The sequence below is a fragment of the Microvirga medicaginis genome (genome assembly GCF_052658925.1).
Map to the genome: position 1 here is coordinate 242,252 of NZ_JBQWEL010000004.1, position 17,766 is coordinate 260,017.

The following is a 17,766-nucleotide window of genomic DNA, read 5'->3' on the forward strand; positions in this document are numbered from 1 at the left end:
CCGTTGGAGACACTCATGGAAGCGCCGCTCCTGTCGATCCGTCAGCTGACGGTCGATTTTCATACCGATACCGGAGACTTCCGGGCGGTAGACGGCCTGACCTTCGATATCCCGAAGGGCAGGACCGTGGCGCTCGTGGGGGAATCCGGCTCCGGCAAGTCGGTGACTGCCCAGGCCATTCTCCAGATCCTCTCGAAGAAGGCACGGATCACCGGCGGCTCGATCATCTTCAACGATCCTGCGCTTCAGGTCCCCATCGACATCGCCGCCCTCAGACCCGAGGGCGAGGCCATGCACCTGCTTCGCGGCGGGCGCATCGCCATGATCTTCCAGGAACCGATGACTTCTCTCTCGCCGCTGCACACCATCGGCGATCAGATTTCGGAAGCGCTCCTGATCCATGCGGATGCGAGCAAGGCCGAGGCGCTGCAGCGCACCATGGAGGTTTTGGCGCGCGTCGGCTTTCCCGATCCGAAGCGGGCGCTTCGCACCTATCCCTTCGAGCTTTCCGGCGGTCTTCGCCAACGCGCCATGATCGCCATGGCGCTGATTACGCGCCCCTCTCTTCTGATCGCGGACGAGCCGACCACGGCCCTCGACGTGACGACGCAGGCCCAGATCCTCGATCTCATCAAGGAGCTTCAGGCCGAGACCGGCATGTCAGTGCTGCTGATCACGCACGATCTCGGCGTGGTCGCGAACGTGGCTGACGACGTGGTCGTCATGTATCGCGGTCGGATCATGGAGGCAGGCACCCGCGAAGAGATCTTCCGCCATGCGCAGCATCCCTATCTGCAGGCGCTCATGCGTGCCGTGCCGCGCTTCGCGATGGCGGAGAACGAGCGTCTGACCCCGATCCGCGAAGTGAAGAGCGCAACGCTCGCAAGAATCCATGCGCCTGAGCGGCCGCAACCCCAAGGCCCCATTCTCAAGGCCGAAGGTTTGACGAAATGCTTCACGCTGCGTTCCGGCCGGTTCTTCGGCAAGCCGAGAATGATCCGTGCCGTGAACGAGGTCGATCTCAAACTCCCCGCCGGCAGGACGCTGGGTCTGGTGGGTGAATCGGGCTGCGGTAAGACCACCGTATCGAAAATGATCATGCGTGCGCTCGAACCCGATGCCGGGCGCGTGCTGTTCGATGATGGCACAGGACCGAAAGACGTGCACCGACTCGAAGGCGAGGACCTGACGAACTATCGCCGCTCGGTGCAATTCATCTTTCAGGATCCGTTCTCGTCACTCAATCCGCGCATGACGGTCTACGAGATCCTGACCGAGCCCCTGCGCATCCACAACATCGGTACGCCGGACGAACGCTATCAGCGCGTCAAGCAGTTGCTCGACATGGTGGGACTCGACCAGCGCTCGCTGAGGCGCTACCCACATTCCTTCTCCGGCGGTCAGCGCCAGCGTCTGGGCATCGCACGCGCGCTTGCACTGGAGCCGCGTGTGCTGTTGTGTGACGAGCCGGTCTCTGCTCTCGATGTATCCGTGCAGGCGCAGGTTCTGAACCTCTTGAAAGATCTGCAATCGGCGCTTGGGCTGTCCTACCTCTTCGTATCCCACAATCTCGCAGTGGTGGATTACATTGCCGACACCATCGCGGTGATGTGCCGAGGCTATATCGTCGAGGAAGCGCCGAAATCCTCCCTCTTCCGCAATCCGGTTCACCCCTACACGCAAGCGCTTCTCGCAGCAGTGCCGGACCCGGACATCGACCGACCGCTCGATTTCGCAAAGCTGCGGGCAGACCGCTTCTCCAATCCGGCCGAATGGCCCGAGCCGTTCCGCATTCCGAATGGCGAGTTTGGCGTGATGAAGGAGATCGAGCCCGGCCACAAAATTCGGATGGGCCGCGTAACGGCGCAGGAGGCGGCGTGATGATCCGGTTTCCAATGAAGCCTCAGGTTCTCGCCCTTGTATGCAGCCTTCTCGCGCTGCCGGTTGCGGCACAGGACCTGCAGGAAACGCCGTTCTTCAAGGACAACGCAAAGAATCTCCCGCCCATCGCCGAACGCGTCCCATCGGCACCGCTCGTGATCGAGGGCCAAGGCCAGCCAGGCGGAGACATCGTGACGCTCGTCCCCCGCGCCCGCGACATCCGCTATATCTCAACCTATTCCTACACCCGCCTCGTCGGCTACGACAGAAACCTGCAGCTCCAGCCCGATTTGCTCGAAAAATTCGATAATCAGGACGACAAGGTCTTCACTTTTGTCCTACGCGCAGGTCATCGCTGGTCTGACGGCACCCCCTTCACGGCGGAAGACTTCCGCTACTATTGGGAAGACATCGCGCATAACAAGGATCTATCGCCCGCAGGGCCTCCCGAATTCATGCTGGTGGATGGAAAGCCGCCACGCTTTGAAGTCATCGACGAGCGGACAGTCCGTTACAGCTGGGATAAGCCTAACCCACGCTTCCTGCCGCAGCTTGCAGGTGCGCTCGATCCCGCCATCTACAGAGCCTCGAAATATCTCAAGCAGTTCCACGCAAAATATGCCGACAAGGCCGCCTTGGAGGAAAAGGCGAAACAGCAGAAGCTGAAATCCTGGGCTGCTCTTCATAACCGCATGGACGACATGAAGGAGCAGACGAATCCGGATCTGCCGACCCTCATGCCATGGCGTGTAACGAACGCGGCCCCTGCGAACCGCTTCGTCTTCGAACGCAACCCCTATTACCACCGCATCGACAAGCAGGGACACCAGCTTCCCTATATCGACCGCATCATCATGGATGTGTCCGCCGGCGGCCTCTTCGCCGCCAAGGCGAATGCCGGCGAAACGGATCTTCTGTTCCGCGGCGTCTCCATGGGCGACATTCCGGTGCTGAAAGAAGGCGAGAGGGTCCACGGCTACAAGACCCTGATCTGGCCCTATGCACGCGGCACGGAGCTGGCGCTTTATCCCAACCTCAATACGGTTGATCCTGTCTGGCGCCAGCTCAATCGCGATGTCCGCTTCCGCCGCGCCTTGTCACTCGGAATCGATCGCAAGACATTGAACAACGCCCTGCTCTTCGGTCTCGGCACCGAAGGCAACAACACAGTGGTGCCTGAAAGCCCCCTCTTCTCCGCAGAACTGCGCACGTTGAATGCGCAATACGATCCGGCGCAAGCCTCGCGGCTTCTCGACGAGATCGGCCTGACAGAACGCAACGGCGCGGGATTTCGCCTGCTGCCGGATGGGCGCGAGCTCGAGATCATCGTCGAGACGGATGGCGAGAGCAGCCTCGTGGTGGATGGGCTGACCCTCATCAGCGAGTTCTGGCGCGAGATCGGCGTGAGGCTTTTCGTAAAGCCGCAGGACCGCACGGTTTTGCGCAATCGCGCTTTTGCAGGGCTCACGGTGATGGTGGCGGCCCCCGGCTTCGATAATGCTATCCCCACCGCCATCATGCCGCCGACGGAGTTCGCCCCCATGCGCCAGGACAATTACTCCTGGCCGAAATGGGGCCAATATGTCGAGACCAAGGGCATGAACGGCGAGGCGATCGATTTGCCCGAAGCCAAGCGTCTTTCGGAGCTCTACGATACCTGGATGGCGACCGGCGATGAGGCCGTGCAGGACAAGGTATGGCGGGAAATGCTGCGCAACCATGCCGAGAACCAATGGGTGATCGGCACGGTGGCCGGTGCTCTGCAGCCCATCGTGGTCCGCAACGGCCTGCTGGGACTGCCGGCGAAGGCGCTCTACAGCTGGGAGCCCACGGCCATGCTCGGCCTCTACCGGGTCGACCAAATCTACTGGAACAAGGCCGCCAGCAAAGAGGCCCGCCGATGATCCGCTTTCTGTTGCGTCGCCTCGTCACTATGGCCGTCACGCTCGTCATCATTTCGGCGCTGGTGTTCTTCATCATCAAGCTGCCGCCGGGAGACTTCCTCTCCAACCTGATCTACGAATTGCGCGCGCAGAACGATAACGCCTCCATTACCAAAGCCGAATTTCTGATGAAGCAATACGCTCTCGACCGGCCGGCCTGGGAGCAGTACCTGATCTGGATCGGCGTGATGCCCGGCCCCAACGGCTTCTCCGGCCTGCTGCAGGGCGATTGGGGATGGTCGTTCGAATATGACAAACCCGTTGTGGACGTGGTGGGAGACGCCTTGTGGTTGACGCTTCTCGTCAATTTCGCGGCGGTGATCTTCATCCACGTCGTCTCGATCCCCATCGCGATCTACTCAGCCACCCGGCAATATTCGATCGGCGATTATCTGGCGACCTTCATCGGCTATATCGGGCTTGCGACACCGAGTTTCCTACTCGCCCTGATCCTGCTCTATTACCTGAACCGCTGGTTCGGCATTTCCATCGGCGGCCTCTACGATGCGAAATTCGCTGGCGAGCCCTGGACCTGGCCCAAGATCCAGTCCTTCCTTGCGCATCTCATCGTGCCGACCATTGTGATCGGACTTGCCGGAACGGCCTCCATGATCCGGCGGATGCGCGCGAATCTGCTCGATGAACTCGGCAAGCAATATTACGTGACGGCGAAGGCCAAGGGACTTGGGCCCACGAAGGCGCTCTTGAAATATCCCTTCCGCATGTCTCTCAATCCCTTCATCGCGGATATCGGCAACCTTCTGCCGCATCTCGTCTCGGGCTCGGTTCTGGTCTCGCTGGTGTTGAGCCTGCCGACGGTCGGCCCCATTCTGCTCAGCGCGTTGAAGAACCAGGATCAGTTTCTCGCCGGCTTCATCCTGATGTTCGTCGCGGTGCTCACCGTAGTCGGCATGCTGATTTCCGACCTGCTCCTTGCCTGGATCGATCCGCGGATCCGCATGGGAGGCGGGCGATGAGCACGGCCCTTCCGTCCACGAATCCTTCCTCCAAGCGCCATTACATCGATCCGAGTCCCTTCGATCCGGGTACGACGGAGCCCATCGGCACCGAGAACGAGAGCTTCTACCGCGCCTCGTCCTGGCAGCTCATGTGGTGGAAGTTCCGCCGCCACAAGGTCGCCCTGGCAGCCGCCTTCGTGCTGCTCGTCTTCTATCTCATCGTGCCCTTCGTAGAGGTTATCGCACCCTACAACCAGACGAAACGGCACGGCGACTTCCTCTATGCGCCGCCGCAGCCGATCCACCTGATGCATGAGGGCCGCCTCGTCGGGCCTTTCGTCTATCCGTACAAGTTCACCTTCGATCTCGAGACATTCCGGCGCGTCTACACGGTCGATAAATCCCAGCCGCAGCCGATCCGCTTCTTCTGCCGGGATGACGCTTACGAACTCTGGGGCGTCTGGAACACGAATGTGCATCTCGTTTGCCCGCCTGAGAACGGCACGATGTTCCTTCTCGGCACGGATCGGCTGGGTCGGGACATGTTCTCGCGCATCATCTATGGCGCGCGCATCTCGCTCACCATCGGCATTATCGGCATTGCGGTGTCCTTCACGCTCGGTCTCTTCTTCGGAGGTCTCGCGGGCTATCTCGGCGGCTGGGTCGATCACGTGATCCAACGCATGATCGAGATCCTGCGCTCCTTGCCGGAACTGCCCCTGTGGCTCGCGCTTTCCGCTGCACTGCCGCCGAACTGGAGCCCGATCCTCGTCTTCTTCGGCATCACGATCATTCTGGGCCTCCTCGACTGGCCAGGTCTGGCGCGTGCCGTGCGCTCGAAGCTGCTCGCCTTGCGCGAAGAGGATTTCGTGAAGGCGGCAGAGCTGATGGGCGCTTCCAAGCAGCGCATCATCGCACGCCATCTCATCCCGAACTTCATGAGCCACTTGATCGCCTCCGCGACGCTCTCGATCCCCTCCATGATCCTCGGCGAAACCGCCCTCTCCTTCCTTGGCCTCGGCCTTCGCCCACCGGTCACGAGCTGGGGCGTGCTGCTCAACGAGGCGCAGAACCTCGCCGCCGTGCAGCTCCATCCGTGGCTCCTCTTTCCCATGGTGCCTGTGATCGTGGTGGTGCTCGCCTTCAACTTCATGGGCGACGGCCTGCGCGATGCGGCGGATCCATATCATTGATGGGACATGACGTGCTGGAGCGCCTGAAAAAGCGGCTCGCCGACTGGCTCGGAATCACGCGTCTGAACCACGCCGTGTCCTTTGTGCTGATGCGGGACGTCAACGTGCTGTCCTCGGCTCCGAAAGGTGCGGAGGGTCATGCGGCTTTGCGAGCCGCGTTCCTGCATCTCATCGATCTTCTGAAGCCCGATGTGGTCTGCGATATCGGCGCACTCGATGGCTCTCTTTCACTGGCCGTGCGCGACAAGGCTCCGAACTGCGAGGTCATCGCCTTCGAGGCCAATCCCAAGACCCATGCGCGCCATCGAGAGGCGCTCTCAGCTCATGGCATCGACTACCGCAATCTTGCCGTGTCGGATTCCGATGGTCGCATCACGGTCCATGCGCCGCGCGGTCAGCACGAGGGTAAGACATCGCTTCTGCTGCGCAACGAAGAGATGGCCTATGACGATTACGAGGTCGAGACGCATACGCTCGATAGCCTCTTCAGGAATCGTCTGGATGCCAGAGATCAGAGCTTCTTCCTCTGGATCGATGTCGAGGGCGCGGCCGAACGTGTTCTGGCGGGAGCATCGGGCATTCTATATCAGACGCTCGCCGTCTTCATCGAATGCGAGACCTTCCCCTTCTGGCAGAAAGGCGGCAGCGCAGACGGTGTCGCCGACACGCTCTTGAAGGCGGGCTTCGTGCCCGTGGCACGCGATCGGGAATATGGCGACAAGCAGTTCAACGTCCTGTTCGTGGCAGGACGTGTGGCGCATCTGCTCGCGCCCTCGCTCTTCAATGCGAACTCGCCGTTGAGAAAGGGCCTGATCTCATCCCCTACTCGGGACAAATCGGTCGCCTATACAGAACTGGGCACGCTATCTCCCCTCCCCGTTGTGAGGAGGGATTGAGGGTGGGAGTCGCAAAGTCAGAGCGCTGCCATCATCCTGACGCCACAACAGTTCTACTGTCATGGCCGGGCTTGTCCCGGCCATGTCGACCAGAAAAGCGCAGTGCTCCAAGCAATCGGGATCACCGGCACGAGGCCGGTGATGACGTAAGTGACCGAATTCCATCGCTCACCCGGTCACCCACCCCTACCCCTCCCCACAAGGGGGAGGGAAACGCAAGGAGTGAGCGAGTGCATCGCCTCATCAACAAAAAGGGCGCCCTGAGGCGCCCTTTTTGTTTGTATTATTCTCTTAGCGACGACGCGGGCTCTTTTCGAGCCATGCGACCTGAGCCCCGTCTCCACGGCGCCCCTCTGGACGGCTGGGCGCAGACTTCGCCTGAGCAGGTCTTTGTCCCTGCTGCGGACGCTGCCCCTGAGCGGGCTTCTGGCCATGCGCAGGACGCGATTGGTTGACTGCGGGATGCCCACCTTGCGGCTGACCGCCTCCCGGCTTGCCGCTACGGCGACGGCGCTTCGGGCCTTTTTCCGCGTTCGGATCGGCGCTGCGCGGCTGGCCATGACCCTGATGCCCGCGGGCATGCGGAGCCGGACGGCCACGTTGCGGCTCGCGGCGCTCAGAGGACTCCGATGCCGCCGGAGCTGCGGGAAGCCCTTCCGGCAGCGGCATGACCGGCACCTTCAGGCGCGTCAGCTTCTCAATGTCCTTCAGGTATGCCTTTTCCTCGTCGTTGCAGAACGAGATCGCAAGACCCGTCGCTCCGGCACGCGCGGTGCGACCGATGCGATGGACGTAAGATTCCGGCACGTTCGGCAGGTCGTAGTTGATGACGTGCGTCACGCCTTCGACGTCGATACCGCGCGCGGCGATATCGGTGGCGACCAGCACGCGGCAAGAGCCGTCACGGAACCCGGCAAGCGCACGCTCGCGCTGCGGCTGTGACTTGTTGCCGTGAATGGCGGCACCCACGATGCCGGCCTTGTCGAGGCCGCGCACCACCTTGTCCGCGCCATGCTTGGTACGGGTGAAGACGAGCACGCGGTCAATGGACGGATCGCGCAGGAGGGTTTCGAGCAGAACCTGCTTGCGGTTCGTCGGTACGAAGATGACGCTCTGCTCCACGCGCTCTGCGGTGGTGGCGACGGGGGTCACCGCCACATGGGCCGGATCGCACAGGAAGGAATCGGCCAGCGTCGAGATGGTCTTCGGCATGGTGGCCGAGAAGAACAGGCTCTGGCGCTCCTTCGGCAGCAAGGTCACGATGCGTTTGAGCGCATGGATGAAGCCGAGATCGAGCATCTGGTCCGCCTCGTCGAGGACGAGGATCTCAACGTCGCGCAGCGTCAGCGACTTGCGGTCCACGAGATCGAGCAGGCGTCCGGGCGTGGCGACGAGGATGTCGACGCCATTTGCAAGCTCCTTCTCCTGGCGGGAGATGGTGACGCCGCCGAACACCACCGTGGTGGAGAGCTTGAGGTTGCGGCCATAGGCCTTGAAGCTGTCGGCGATCTGGCCGGCAAGCTCGCGGGTGGGGCTCAGCACGAGCACGCGTGCGCTCTTGCGCTGACGCGGCTTCGGATTCTGCGACAGGCGGTGGAGGATCGGCAGCGCGAAGGCCGCCGTCTTGCCGGTGCCGGTCTGGGCGATGCCGCAGACGTCTCGGCCTTCCATGGCATAGGGGATGGTCTGGGCCTGGATGGGTGTGGGCTTCTCATAGCCCTCAGCAGCCAAGGCCTTCAGGATCGGCTGGGCCAATCCGAAATCGGTGAAGAGTGTCAAAGTGTATCTTTCGAACGGATGCGGTGAGCCGCAAAGCAGGTTCGGCTTTTCTTAAGCTAAGGCGCTTCAGGGCTCTCAAGGCGACAACCCGCGTGATGGGGCTATCGTATGGGTCAAGCGATTGAAGAAGGGGACCGGGCTTTCGCTTCAAGAAGCGAATTTCCGTCACGCAGTCCCGCTCAAGCGGCTCGTGGTCGAGCGCTGACGCCGTGCTGTTCATATGAGGGTTAAAGGTCTATCCGTCAACCTCGAAGGCTGACATAAGGGCCTGTAACGCCGTAAGAATGAATCCATGTCCTCCCCTGCCCGCATGCCCTGGGCCTTCGTTTCTTCCCTTTCGCTCACCGTGCTGATCTCCTACGGCACGATCTTCTACGCCTTCGCCCTCTTCGTCGATCCGATGGGTCACGAACTCGGCTGGGGCAAGTCCGAGCTGACGGCGGCCTATTCCCTGGCATTGGGCACGTCCGCCTTCTTCGCCGTCCCCGTCGGGCGACTCATCGACCTAGGCTATGGCCGCACGGTGATGACGGGCGGCTCGGTTCTCGCTGCCCTTCTTCTGGTGCTCTGGTCGAGGGTTGAGAGCTACGCGGCCTTCGTGCTGATCTGGGCGGCTTTGGGCCTTTCCATGAGCTGCGTGTTCTATGAGCCGAGCTTTGCGGTTCTGGCTCGCAGGCTCGGCTTCCTGGCCCGGCGGGGCATCACCTTCATGACCCTGGTGGCGGGATTTGCCGGCACGGTTTTCATCCCCCTCACCCACCTGCTCATCGAGCATATGGGCTGGCGCAACGCGCTCCTCGTCCTGGCCGCCTTCAATCTCGTCATCTGCGCCATGGTGCATGCGATCGTGATCCCCCCGGCCCTCAAGGCATCCTCCCCGGATGCGGGCGGACAGCCGCGTCCCGTCCCGCCCAGTGCCCGCCATGTGCTGTTCAAGGCCTCGTTCTGGTGCTTCGTGGCGTCGTCCATCCTCCAGGGCCTCATTGGGGCAGGACTGCCAATCCACCTGATCCCGCTTCTCACCGAGAAGGGCTACAGCCTGGAAACGGCCGTGATTGCCTTTTCCATCATCGGCCCAGCCCAGGTGGCCGGGCGGATGACCATGGCGTTGGGCGAGCGGGCCTTCGGTATGAAGGGCATCGGCATCGTCACCTTGGTCCTCGGCGTTCTCGCCTTCGGGCTCCTACCCCTGCTGCCGCCTGGCTCCTGGCTGGTGGCAATTTTCGCAGGCCTCTTCGGCGCCTCGAACGGCATGATGACCATTGTCCGCGCCCTTCTTCCCCCAGAACTGTTCGGGCGTGAGAGCTACGGCATGGTCCAGGGCATGATCGCCATGCCGGTACGTCTGACCACCGCCGCCGCCCCCTTCCTGTTCGGAGCGCTCTGGGCCTGGTGGGGCAGTTATGCCGCCGTCATGATCCTGTGCTTAGGCATGTCCTTCTGTTCGCTCGGGTTCTTCCTGTGTGTCCTGTTGTTGCAAAAGGGTCGTGAAAACCCCGAAAATTCGCTTGCGTTAGACGGCTAAAGAACTCATGTGCTCACGAACAGAATTGCTTAGTTTGTGAGGAAAGACTCGTTCCGTGACGGCAGTAACTGATCTTCTCATCGTCGGCGGCGGCATCAATGGCGCGGGCATCGCGCGCGATGCGGCGGGCCGGGGCCTCTCCGTGGTGCTCTGCGAACAGGGTGATCTGGCAGGCTACACCTCCTCCGCCTCGACGAAGCTGATCCATGGCGGCCTGCGCTACCTGGAATATTACGAGTTTCGCCTGGTTCGCGAGGCGTTGTTCGAGCGTGAGCGCCTGCTGAACTCCGCGCCCCATATCATCTGGCCGCTGCGCTTCATCCTGCCTCACGAGAAGGGCATCCGCCCGGCCTGGTTCGTGCGCCTCGGCCTCTTCCTTTACGACCACCTCGCCCCGCGCAAGAAACTGCCGGGAACGGAGACCATTCACCTCACCAGGCATCCGGCTGGCCGAGCCCTGAAGCCAGGCTTCGACACGGCCTTCGTCTATTCCGACTGCTGGGTCGAGGACAGCCGCATGGTGGCGCTCAACGCCCTCGACGCCTTCGAGAAGGGCGCCGACATCCGCGTCCGCACCAAGCTCACCTCCGCCCGCCGCGATGGTCAGATCTGGGTCGCAACTTTGCAGGATGTGGAGACCGGCAAGACGCAGGAAATGCGTGCCAAGGCAATCGTCAATGCGGGCGGCCCCTTCGTGGCCGACGTACTCAATTCCAAGCTCGGTCTCAACACCACGAAGAACGTGCGCCTCGTGAAGGGCAGCCATATCGTGGTGCCGAAGCTCTTCGATACCGAGCAGGCCTTCATCCTGCAGAACACGGACAAGCGCATCGTGTTCGCGATCCCCTACCAGGAGAAGTTCACGCTCATCGGCACCACCGATATTCCAGTCGAATCCGTGCCGGACAAGAAGGTGGAGATCAGCCCGGACGAAGTGCAGTACCTCTGCAACATCGTGAACCATTTCTTCAAACGCCAGGTCACTCCGGCGGATGTCGTGTGGAGCTATTCCGGCGTGCGTCCGCTCTTCGACGACGGCTCCTCCAACGCCTCCGCCGTGACCCGGGACTACGTGTTCGACATGGACGCGCCACAGGGCCAGGCTCCTGTGCTGTCCATCTTCGGCGGCAAGATCACCACGTTCCGCAAGCTTTCGGAGCACGCACTCGAAGAGCTGAAGGCCTTCTTCCCGGATATGAAGCCGTCCTGGACGGAGGACGCCAAGTTGCCGGGCGGCGATATCATCGACGCCGACTTCGACAAGTTCCTCGCAACCGTGCGCCACCGCTGGCCCTTCCTGCCTGAGCAGCTGGCCCACCGCCTGTCGCGCGCCTATGGCACGCGTATCCTCGAGCTGCTCGGCACCGCCACCTCCATGGACGACCTTGGCGAGGATTTCGGCGCGGGGCTCACGGCGGCGGAAGTTGATTACCTCATGCGGCGCGAATGGACGCGCACGGCCGAGGACATCCTCTGGCGACGCTCGAAACTCGGCCTGCATGTGCCTGCCGACGCTCCGGCCAGGATCGACGCCTATATCGCCGGTCAGAAAGCAGCCTCCATCGCGGCTCAGTAGGAAGTGTGTAGGGCATCACCGGTTCTACCCTTCCCCTCAGGACGCATGAAGTCGGCACATGTCGCAGAAGGGCGGCCCGAAGGCCGCCCTCCTCCTATCATTAGGCCTTTAAAGCAGCCCGGATCTTCTCGGCAAAACCGGCTAGCACACCGTTGTCTGCCATCTGGCCCGTATGCGGCTTCAAAGGCACGCCCTCAAAGCGGGGGATGACGTGCACGTGCAGGTGAAACACGACCTGCCCGCCTGCTCCCTCGTTGAACTGCTGGATCGTCAGGCCATCGGCTGAGAAGGCTTCTTTGGTCGCGCGGCCGACGATCTGGACGGCCTTGAAAAGCTCCGCGACATCATCGGGCCTTGCATCCAGAATGTTGCGGGCTTTCGCCTTGGGGACGACCAGCACATGCCCGTCGCCGCGGGGCATGATATCCATGAAGGCCAACACATGCCCGGTCTCGTAGACCTTGTGGCACGGCAGCTCGCCTCTCAGGATCTTCGCGAACACGTTGTTGTCGTCGTAGGTCATCCTGTCCTCTCATCATTCAGGGCTTATGAGACTCATACACCGAGCCATCCAGCCAATCACTCCCATGAACGGGTCTGAAGGCCTTTCCTGGCGCGCGATTTCACAGGAATGGAACCTCCAGATCGCAATCTCAGGCTTCAGTCAATAATGGCTTGGCTGTGAAGTCGCAGAGTCAAACCTGAACGGGCGTATAGTCACGCACAGCCCGCCAGAGAATATTGCAGTTGAATCAGCCTGTTTTTGCAAGCGGATCAACAGTCGAGAAACTTGCGATCCCGTTTTCTAGACTCAGGTGAAGCCAAATACTCACGCTGTAATCGCGGCAACTTCTTAAATAGAATTTTCCTTTTTCTCTGCTCTTTTGTAGCCGATCACCCTCTACGATCAAAGGTACAAACAACAAATCGCCGCAATTATTTAAGCGTGGCAATCAAAATGGAAAACGTTCTTCATCTACATTGCTTTTTTTCATGAAAACTTTTTTGCAAAGGTTACCCCCTCCCCCTCGGAACCATCGAATTTGCGAGTGGTTGTTCATCCACGAACACCATTGGTCAAGGAGGCATAAGATGGCGCCAAGTAGTTCAACTTCGAAGCGCGGTTTCGCGTCCATGGATTCCGATCGCCAGCGTGAAATTGCAAGCAAAGGCGGCAAGAGCGTTCCTGCGGAGAAACGGTCTTTCTCGCAGGATCGAGAGCTTGCCTCCGAAGCGGGCCGCAAGGGCGGCCAGGCGTCGGGCAACACCCGTGGGAATCAGGAATAAAGATAGTAACTCTGCGTTGAAAAGGGGCCGCTCGACGGCCCCTTTATTCTTGTCGAAAGATGAAAGTCGAATTCCTCAAAAGCTGAAATGCCGTCCGGGCTTGTCGAATGCCTCGACGATTGCCTCGATCTGCGCGTCTTCAATCCCAATCACGGCCCTGAACTCGCGCAGGCTCGGGACCGGAAAGACAATGGCCCCAAGGTCGATCTGCCGGGCGAGTTCCCCTCCGAGAGCAGATAAGAGATCCAGCGGCAGCGGCGACACCCCGAGGATGGCTGCAGCCTCCCGAGCTACCTCCGAACCGGGTTGACGCGCTGCCCCGATCACGATCATGAGGCAATACTCCTGCAAGCTCCCATGCCGCGATCGGAGCGGCCGATGATCGAAAGCGCTTCCCCGTTGCCGGGTCAGGGCGAAGGCGAGCAGCAAGGCATCCGAAACGATACCCTTGGCAGAGCCCGGCCGGAGATAAGTGGACAACATTTCCTCAGGACCGTCGAGGAGCGTCAGATCGTACTGATCTTCCAGGCTTACGACTGACCGAAAGACATCCATCACCGGCACGGCGCTGGGATGAAAGAGGACGGCAACCGAGTCGTGCCCAATCGGATTCAAGGATGCTTCAGCCATCAAACAAACACGCCTGGAACGCTTTTGAATCCTAGAGAATGCGCTGAGTGCCGGCGGTCATGCCTCTGGACCAAGCCTGGACCACAAGGTGCCGCCTCAGCATGAGAGGACAGGTCACCTCATCCTGCTGGCTGACTGGCACGATCCCGCTCAGCATGGCAGCCACATTCGGCTTCTCACGAGGGGAGGAACTCGAGGCAAGCCGGGAGAATTCGTCGGGCAGTTCCTCCTGGCAAAGAGCTGCGTCCAGTTCATTGGTGGCAGTCATTGTCATCTCCGCATCTTTCTTGTGCTTCGGCAACGTGCCCGAAACGGCCCGGTTCCTTATGCGGCAGAAAGTTCGTCCCTCTTGCTCTCGGCGCAGAAACCGAGCCCCGGAAAATTTGCGGAAAATTCTGGAACCTCCTCCTCTTTTGAGGCGTTGTGCCAGCAACCGGTTCGAATGCCCCCTCGAGCCGGCCCCTTTCAAGGCGCAGCCTCTTTTGGCTGCGCCTTTTGTTTTGTCTGGATCTCCAACCCAAAAGAAAAGGCGCCCCGGAGAATCGGGGCGCCGCAGATCGACAGATGCCGATGACGCTTACTGCTTCGGAGCAGTCGTCGTCGTGTTTCCGGTCGCGTTGCTATCCGAGCGATTTGCGTTATCGCCATCGGACTTGAAGGCCGGAGCCGCCTGGAGTTCGGCCTTCGTCATGCGAAGGATCACGCGCTCCGGCTCGTTCGAGGCGGCCGAACTCTGACCCGACGCATTGCCCGTGGCGGTCGAGCCGGTCGTCGTCACGGTGTTGTTGCCGCTGGCGTTGTTGCCCATGGCGTTCGCCTGCTGCTTGGTGGCGAACTCGAGAGACTGGAACGGAACGGCGACATCCTTTTCACCGATCCCCAGGAAGCCGCCCACGCCGACTACGGCAGCCGTGACCTGACCGTTGCGGTCCACGATCACGTCGTTGATGTCGCCGATGGACTCGTTATTAGCGCTCACGACCCGCGTGCCGATCAGATCAGAGGCCATCATCTGGCCCTGCTGCATCTTGGTCATGAACTGCCCCTGCATGCCCCCGCTCTGGTTCATTGCCGACGAGCCCGTTGAGGAGGAGCCCATGGACGACGAGCCGGATGCGCCGGGCTGCATGGCCGGGGAGCCCGAAGTCGTCGAGCCGGAGCCCGAGGCGGTCGGGCGATCGGTTGGAGCGGAGGGTGCAGGCGAGGTCTGAGCGAAGGCGGGCGCAGCCGCGAAAGCCGTTACGACAAGGCAAGCTGCCATATGCTTCTTCAGCATTGGATTGTTCTCCTAATGTCCATTGAATCGCGATATGCGCCAAAGTGCGCAGAAGAGGAACGCCCCGCCCTACGCTTACGTTCCAATTTTTTCTGTATTCAAATTTTTGCTATTTAAAGTTTTGTTCAGAAAACAAATTAATACTTGTTCATGGAGCCTATTCATCTAAGTTCTTTCTGCATCTTGCTAGAACATACAACTCCTCAACTATCTCAAGACAAAGGCCGCCCCAGAGAAGCAAGGCACAGGCTGGGCATTCTGTTCGCGCTGGCGCTTGCCAGAGGGCTCACATCGCCCATGCAGCCGACAGGCGTCTGGCGCTTGGGCTTGCGAGCCCCCTCATCGCTGCCCTCACCATGAGTGGCCGGCGGATGCTGCACGGCAGGGCTCTGAAGATCCTCCTTCATCGTCAGGACGGGAAGATCGGTGTTCTTCGCCATTGTCGTGATGCCGGAGCGTGGATCGGATCGGTAGAGCACCTCTCCGTTGCTGCCTCGAAGGATGACGGTGGCATGGGTGAGCCCGACGATCTCGATAATGGAGATGCTCACAGCATTCTTCGCAGGTCGGGCCGGCACCATCCGATCGCCCTTTGCAGCCGCAGGATCATTCAAGAGAGCTGTCTTGAGAAACTCCTGCGACTGCGCCAGGGGCGCGATGCCGGCATCAAAGGCTATGCCGGCAGCCAGCAAAGCAGCCCCGGTAAGAGTGCACAATGTCGTGGAGTTGCGGAGCATCCCTGTCCCCTGCCTTCTCAGCTGAACCATTCGGGAAAACAACGCGGCCTCATGTTTGATGTTCCTGGACCTCCACATGAGGGTAATCCAAGAAAAAAGGTGGGAACCTTTATTTTCCAAGCAGCGTTCTAAAAGCACCGGCCTCCTGGTCCTCCCCGCATTCCCCTTGTGCATTGGCCGGCACCTTTAGACGGGCTTTAAGAGCCCGTCTTTTTTATGCCGATTACAATCTGGCAAAAGAAAAGCCCGGCTAAAAAGCCGGGCGATTACTTAGCCATAACTGCTTGAACGATCAGGCCGTCGCGGCACGGGGCTCACGGCGCTTGGCGCTCTGCTGGAAGAACAGGGCCTGACTTATGACGGCCGAGACATTGGCCGGCTGGAACGGCTTGGCGATAAGGAAGGCCGGTTCGGGCCGCTCGCCGGTCAGGAAGCGCTCCGGATAGGCGGTGATGAAGATCACCGGCACCTCGAAGGACTTCAGGAGATCGTTGACCGCGTCGAGACCCGAGCTGCCATCGGCAAGCTGGATATCGGCAAGGATCAGGCCTGGCTGCTTGGTAGAGGCGAGCTTCACAGCCTCGCTACGCGTCCGGGCGACACCCGTCACGTTATGGCCAAGGCCTTCCACCAGTGCCTCGAGATCCATAGCGATCAGCGGCTCGTCCTCGATAATGAGGATATCTGTGGCCATGTCGGCGGCGAGCTCACGGCCCGCCTCATCGACGAGTTCGCGCACCGTCTTGGTGTCGACGTCGAGAATCTGGCCCACCTCCTCCTCTCCGAAGCCTTCCAGGCAGGAAAGCAGGAAAGCCTGACGAGGGAGCGGAGTGATCTGTCCCAAGCGGACTTCCGCCGGGAGATCGCGCTGGATCTGCTCGCTGCGTCCGTTCACGGAAAGCGAATTCCAGATGCGCGTGAAAACCTGGAAAAGTTCGACCTTGACGTTACCGGAGGGGCCGATGGTCTCAGGCTCGCTCACCAGGGTTTCAAGGGTCGCAGCCACATAGGCATCGCCAGCCATCTGGCTGCCTGTGAGAGCGCGTGCGTAGCGGCGAAGGTATGGTAAGTGCTGGACGACAAGCTGAGCTGTCGACATTCGCTTCCCCTTATTGTGCTTATGACTCGTTGTACCGATGGACCATTCAACGCTGCAAAGCTGCAAAAGTTCCATTCTGGAACTGTAACTAACAACAAGCGTTATTGCTCAAAAATGAGTATAGAGCTACTGCCAAGGTTGGCTATCCCTTAATGATATAGTGGGATAGCAAGGGGAATCAGATGACAGGTGATAAGGGGAACAAGCTGGCTCGGGCGCTCCCGAGAACAACATTGAACGACAAGCTTGGGACCAAGGCAAAACTCGACAGTGGCAGCCAGAAGCGTATCGGCGACCAGCTCCGCGCCATGTACGACGAATTGATGCAGCAGCCCGTTCCTGACCGCTTCAGAGAATTACTGGACCAACTGGATAGAAAGAAGGAAGGGTCGCAATGACCCTCGAGCCTGACCTGCGAGAGGCTCTTCTTGCTGCCGTCCCCAGTCTACGCGCCTTTGCCATCTCGCTCTCCGGTCAGGTCGACAAGGCAGACGACCTTGTCCAAGATACTCTCCTGCGAGCCCTCTCCAACCTTCACCGTTTCGAGCGCGGCACTAATCTGAATGCCTGGCTCTTTACGATCCTGCGCAATCTCTTCCGTTCCGAATACCGCAAGCGCCGCCGCGAGATCGCAGATCCGGACGGCTCCTATGCCAGACGCCTGAAGGTTCAGCCCCAGCAGGGATCGCACCTCGATTTCGAGGATTTTCGCACCGCCCTTTCCCGACTCCCATCCGACCAGCGTGAAGCCCTGCTTCTGGTCGGCGCGTCCGGCTTTTCCTATGAGGAAGCCGCCCGCATCTGCGGCTGTGCCGTCGGTACCATCAAGAGCCGTGTGAACCGTGCACGCATCCGCCTGGCCGCGCTCCTGAACGTGGACGATATAGATGATCTGGGTCCTGATAGCATGACCCGCGCGGCCCTTCAGGGCTGAGCCTAAAAAAAACGCCGCCCCGAAGGCGGCGTTTCAACTTGAGGATAAGCC

General features: G+C 60.5%; 17 protein-coding genes. 10 read left to right on the top strand and 7 right to left on the bottom strand.

Annotation, left to right across the window (positions count from 1 at the left end):
• Positions 1-15 precede the first annotated feature (15 nt).
• From ACUXUR_RS08420 to ACUXUR_RS08440, 5 genes are read left to right on the top strand one after another with little or no spacing between them, the layout of a single operon-like run.
• On the top strand, positions 16-1,881 hold the full coding sequence (locus tag ACUXUR_RS08420) for an ABC transporter ATP-binding protein (RefSeq protein ID WP_445501895.1): 1,866 nt from the start codon (positions 16-18) through the stop codon (positions 1,879-1,881).
• On the top strand, positions 1,881-3,785 hold the full coding sequence (locus ACUXUR_RS08425; RefSeq protein WP_445501896.1) for an ABC transporter substrate-binding protein: 1,905 nt from the start codon (positions 1,881-1,883) through the stop codon (positions 3,783-3,785). Before ACUXUR_RS08420 ends, ACUXUR_RS08425 begins: the two co-directional genes overlap by 1 nt.
• Positions 3,782-4,801 (top strand): ABC transporter permease, encoded by a 1,020-nt coding sequence (locus ACUXUR_RS08430; protein WP_445501897.1) that lies wholly within the window; start codon positions 3,782-3,784, stop codon positions 4,799-4,801. The genes ACUXUR_RS08425 and ACUXUR_RS08430 overlap by 4 nt, the downstream gene beginning before the upstream one ends.
• Positions 4,798-5,976: an ABC transporter permease gene (locus tag ACUXUR_RS08435; RefSeq protein WP_445501898.1), complete on the top strand. Its 1,179-nt coding sequence runs from the start codon at positions 4,798-4,800 to the stop codon at positions 5,974-5,976. Before ACUXUR_RS08430 ends, ACUXUR_RS08435 begins: the two co-directional genes overlap by 4 nt.
• Positions 5,976-6,872 carry an FkbM family methyltransferase gene (locus ACUXUR_RS08440; RefSeq protein WP_445501932.1) on the top strand — a complete coding sequence of 299 codons (897 nt, stop codon included), beginning with the start codon at positions 5,976-5,978 and terminating at the stop codon, positions 6,870-6,872. The genes ACUXUR_RS08435 and ACUXUR_RS08440 overlap by 1 nt, the downstream gene beginning before the upstream one ends.
• A 291-nt stretch (positions 6,873-7,163) precedes the next feature.
• On the opposite strand, the gene ACUXUR_RS08445 is transcribed toward ACUXUR_RS08440, so the two are convergent.
• Positions 7,164-8,651: a DEAD/DEAH box helicase gene (locus ACUXUR_RS08445; RefSeq protein ID WP_445501899.1), complete on the bottom strand. Its 1,488-nt coding sequence runs from the start codon at positions 8,649-8,651 to the stop codon at positions 7,164-7,166.
• Between the two features lie 292 nt (positions 8,652-8,943).
• Here ACUXUR_RS08445 and ACUXUR_RS08450 point away from each other — a divergent pair, with 292 nt between their 5' ends.
• A complete protein-coding gene (locus tag ACUXUR_RS08450) occupies positions 8,944-10,176 on the top strand; it encodes an MFS transporter (RefSeq protein WP_445501900.1) in 1,233 nt (410 codons plus the stop codon).
• Between the two features lie 55 nt (positions 10,177-10,231).
• Positions 10,232-11,752: a glycerol-3-phosphate dehydrogenase gene (locus ACUXUR_RS08455; RefSeq protein WP_445501901.1), complete on the top strand. Its 1,521-nt coding sequence runs from the start codon at positions 10,232-10,234 to the stop codon at positions 11,750-11,752.
• A gap of 100 nt (positions 11,753-11,852) precedes the next feature.
• On the opposite strand, the gene ACUXUR_RS08460 is transcribed toward ACUXUR_RS08455, so the two are convergent.
• Positions 11,853-12,275, bottom strand: coding sequence for an HIT family protein (locus ACUXUR_RS08460; RefSeq protein WP_445501902.1), 423 nt, complete (start codon positions 12,273-12,275; stop codon positions 11,853-11,855).
• Between the two features lie 569 nt (positions 12,276-12,844).
• Here ACUXUR_RS08460 and ACUXUR_RS08465 point away from each other — a divergent pair.
• The gene (locus tag ACUXUR_RS08465; protein ID WP_047192288.1) at positions 12,845-13,039 is read left to right on the top strand and encodes a con-10 family general stress protein; all 195 of its coding nucleotides are present in this window, start codon (positions 12,845-12,847) and stop codon (positions 13,037-13,039) included.
• A gap of 75 nt (positions 13,040-13,114) precedes the next feature.
• On the opposite strand, the gene ACUXUR_RS08470 is transcribed toward ACUXUR_RS08465, so the two are convergent.
• From ACUXUR_RS08470 to ACUXUR_RS08490, 5 genes are all read right to left on the bottom strand, one after another.
• Positions 13,115-13,669 (bottom strand): hypothetical protein, encoded by a 555-nt coding sequence (locus tag ACUXUR_RS08470; RefSeq protein WP_445501903.1) that lies wholly within the window; start codon positions 13,667-13,669, stop codon positions 13,115-13,117.
• Between the two features lie 31 nt (positions 13,670-13,700).
• A complete protein-coding gene (locus ACUXUR_RS08475; RefSeq protein WP_445501904.1) occupies positions 13,701-13,937 on the bottom strand; it encodes a hypothetical protein in 237 nt (78 codons plus the stop codon).
• 309 nt (positions 13,938-14,246) lie between these two features.
• On the bottom strand, positions 14,247-14,945 hold the full coding sequence (locus ACUXUR_RS08480) for a PRC-barrel domain-containing protein (protein WP_445501905.1): 699 nt from the start codon (positions 14,943-14,945) through the stop codon (positions 14,247-14,249).
• Between the two features lie 212 nt (positions 14,946-15,157).
• Positions 15,158-15,682 (bottom strand): hypothetical protein, encoded by a 525-nt coding sequence (locus ACUXUR_RS08485; RefSeq protein WP_445501906.1) that lies wholly within the window; start codon positions 15,680-15,682, stop codon positions 15,158-15,160.
• Between the two features lie 292 nt (positions 15,683-15,974).
• The gene (locus ACUXUR_RS08490; protein ID WP_445501907.1) at positions 15,975-16,781 is read right to left on the bottom strand and encodes a response regulator; all 807 of its coding nucleotides are present in this window, start codon (positions 16,779-16,781) and stop codon (positions 15,975-15,977) included.
• Between the two features lie 182 nt (positions 16,782-16,963).
• Between ACUXUR_RS08490 and ACUXUR_RS08495 the strand changes: the two genes are divergently transcribed.
• Positions 16,964-17,179, top strand: a complete 216-nt coding sequence (locus tag ACUXUR_RS08495; RefSeq protein WP_445501908.1) for a NepR family anti-sigma factor — start codon at positions 16,964-16,966, stop codon at positions 17,177-17,179.
• Positions 17,176-17,715 carry a sigma-70 family RNA polymerase sigma factor gene (locus tag ACUXUR_RS08500; protein ID WP_445501909.1) on the top strand — a complete coding sequence of 180 codons (540 nt, stop codon included), beginning with the start codon at positions 17,176-17,178 and terminating at the stop codon, positions 17,713-17,715. Before ACUXUR_RS08495 ends, ACUXUR_RS08500 begins: the two co-directional genes overlap by 4 nt.
• Positions 17,716-17,766 lie beyond the last annotated feature (51 nt).

Coding starts and splice junctions, on each gene's coding strand:
- ACUXUR_RS08420 (WP_445501895.1), top strand. CDS start 16: ATGGAAGCGCCGCTCCTGTCGATCCGTCAGCTGACGGTCGATTTTCAT.
- ACUXUR_RS08425 (WP_445501896.1), top strand. CDS start 1,881: ATGATCCGGTTTCCAATGAAGCCTCAGGTTCTCGCCCTTGTATGCAGC.
- ACUXUR_RS08430 (WP_445501897.1), top strand. CDS start 3,782: ATGATCCGCTTTCTGTTGCGTCGCCTCGTCACTATGGCCGTCACGCTC.
- ACUXUR_RS08435 (WP_445501898.1), top strand. CDS start 4,798: ATGAGCACGGCCCTTCCGTCCACGAATCCTTCCTCCAAGCGCCATTAC.
- ACUXUR_RS08440 (WP_445501932.1), top strand. CDS start 5,976: ATGGGACATGACGTGCTGGAGCGCCTGAAAAAGCGGCTCGCCGACTGG.
- ACUXUR_RS08450 (WP_445501900.1), top strand. CDS start 8,944: ATGTCCTCCCCTGCCCGCATGCCCTGGGCCTTCGTTTCTTCCCTTTCG.
- ACUXUR_RS08460 (WP_445501902.1), bottom strand. CDS start 12,275: ATGACCTACGACGACAACAACGTGTTCGCGAAGATCCTGAGAGGCGAG.
- ACUXUR_RS08465 (WP_047192288.1), top strand. CDS start 12,845: ATGGCGCCAAGTAGTTCAACTTCGAAGCGCGGTTTCGCGTCCATGGAT.
- ACUXUR_RS08470 (WP_445501903.1), bottom strand. CDS start 13,669: ATGGCTGAAGCATCCTTGAATCCGATTGGGCACGACTCGGTTGCCGTC.
- ACUXUR_RS08475 (WP_445501904.1), bottom strand. CDS start 13,937: ATGACTGCCACCAATGAACTGGACGCAGCTCTTTGCCAGGAGGAACTG.
- ACUXUR_RS08480 (WP_445501905.1), bottom strand. CDS start 14,945: ATGCTGAAGAAGCATATGGCAGCTTGCCTTGTCGTAACGGCTTTCGCG.
- ACUXUR_RS08485 (WP_445501906.1), bottom strand. CDS start 15,682: ATGCTCCGCAACTCCACGACATTGTGCACTCTTACCGGGGCTGCTTTG.
- ACUXUR_RS08490 (WP_445501907.1), bottom strand. CDS start 16,781: ATGTCGACAGCTCAGCTTGTCGTCCAGCACTTACCATACCTTCGCCGC.
- ACUXUR_RS08495 (WP_445501908.1), top strand. CDS start 16,964: ATGACAGGTGATAAGGGGAACAAGCTGGCTCGGGCGCTCCCGAGAACA.
- ACUXUR_RS08500 (WP_445501909.1), top strand. CDS start 17,176: ATGACCCTCGAGCCTGACCTGCGAGAGGCTCTTCTTGCTGCCGTCCCC.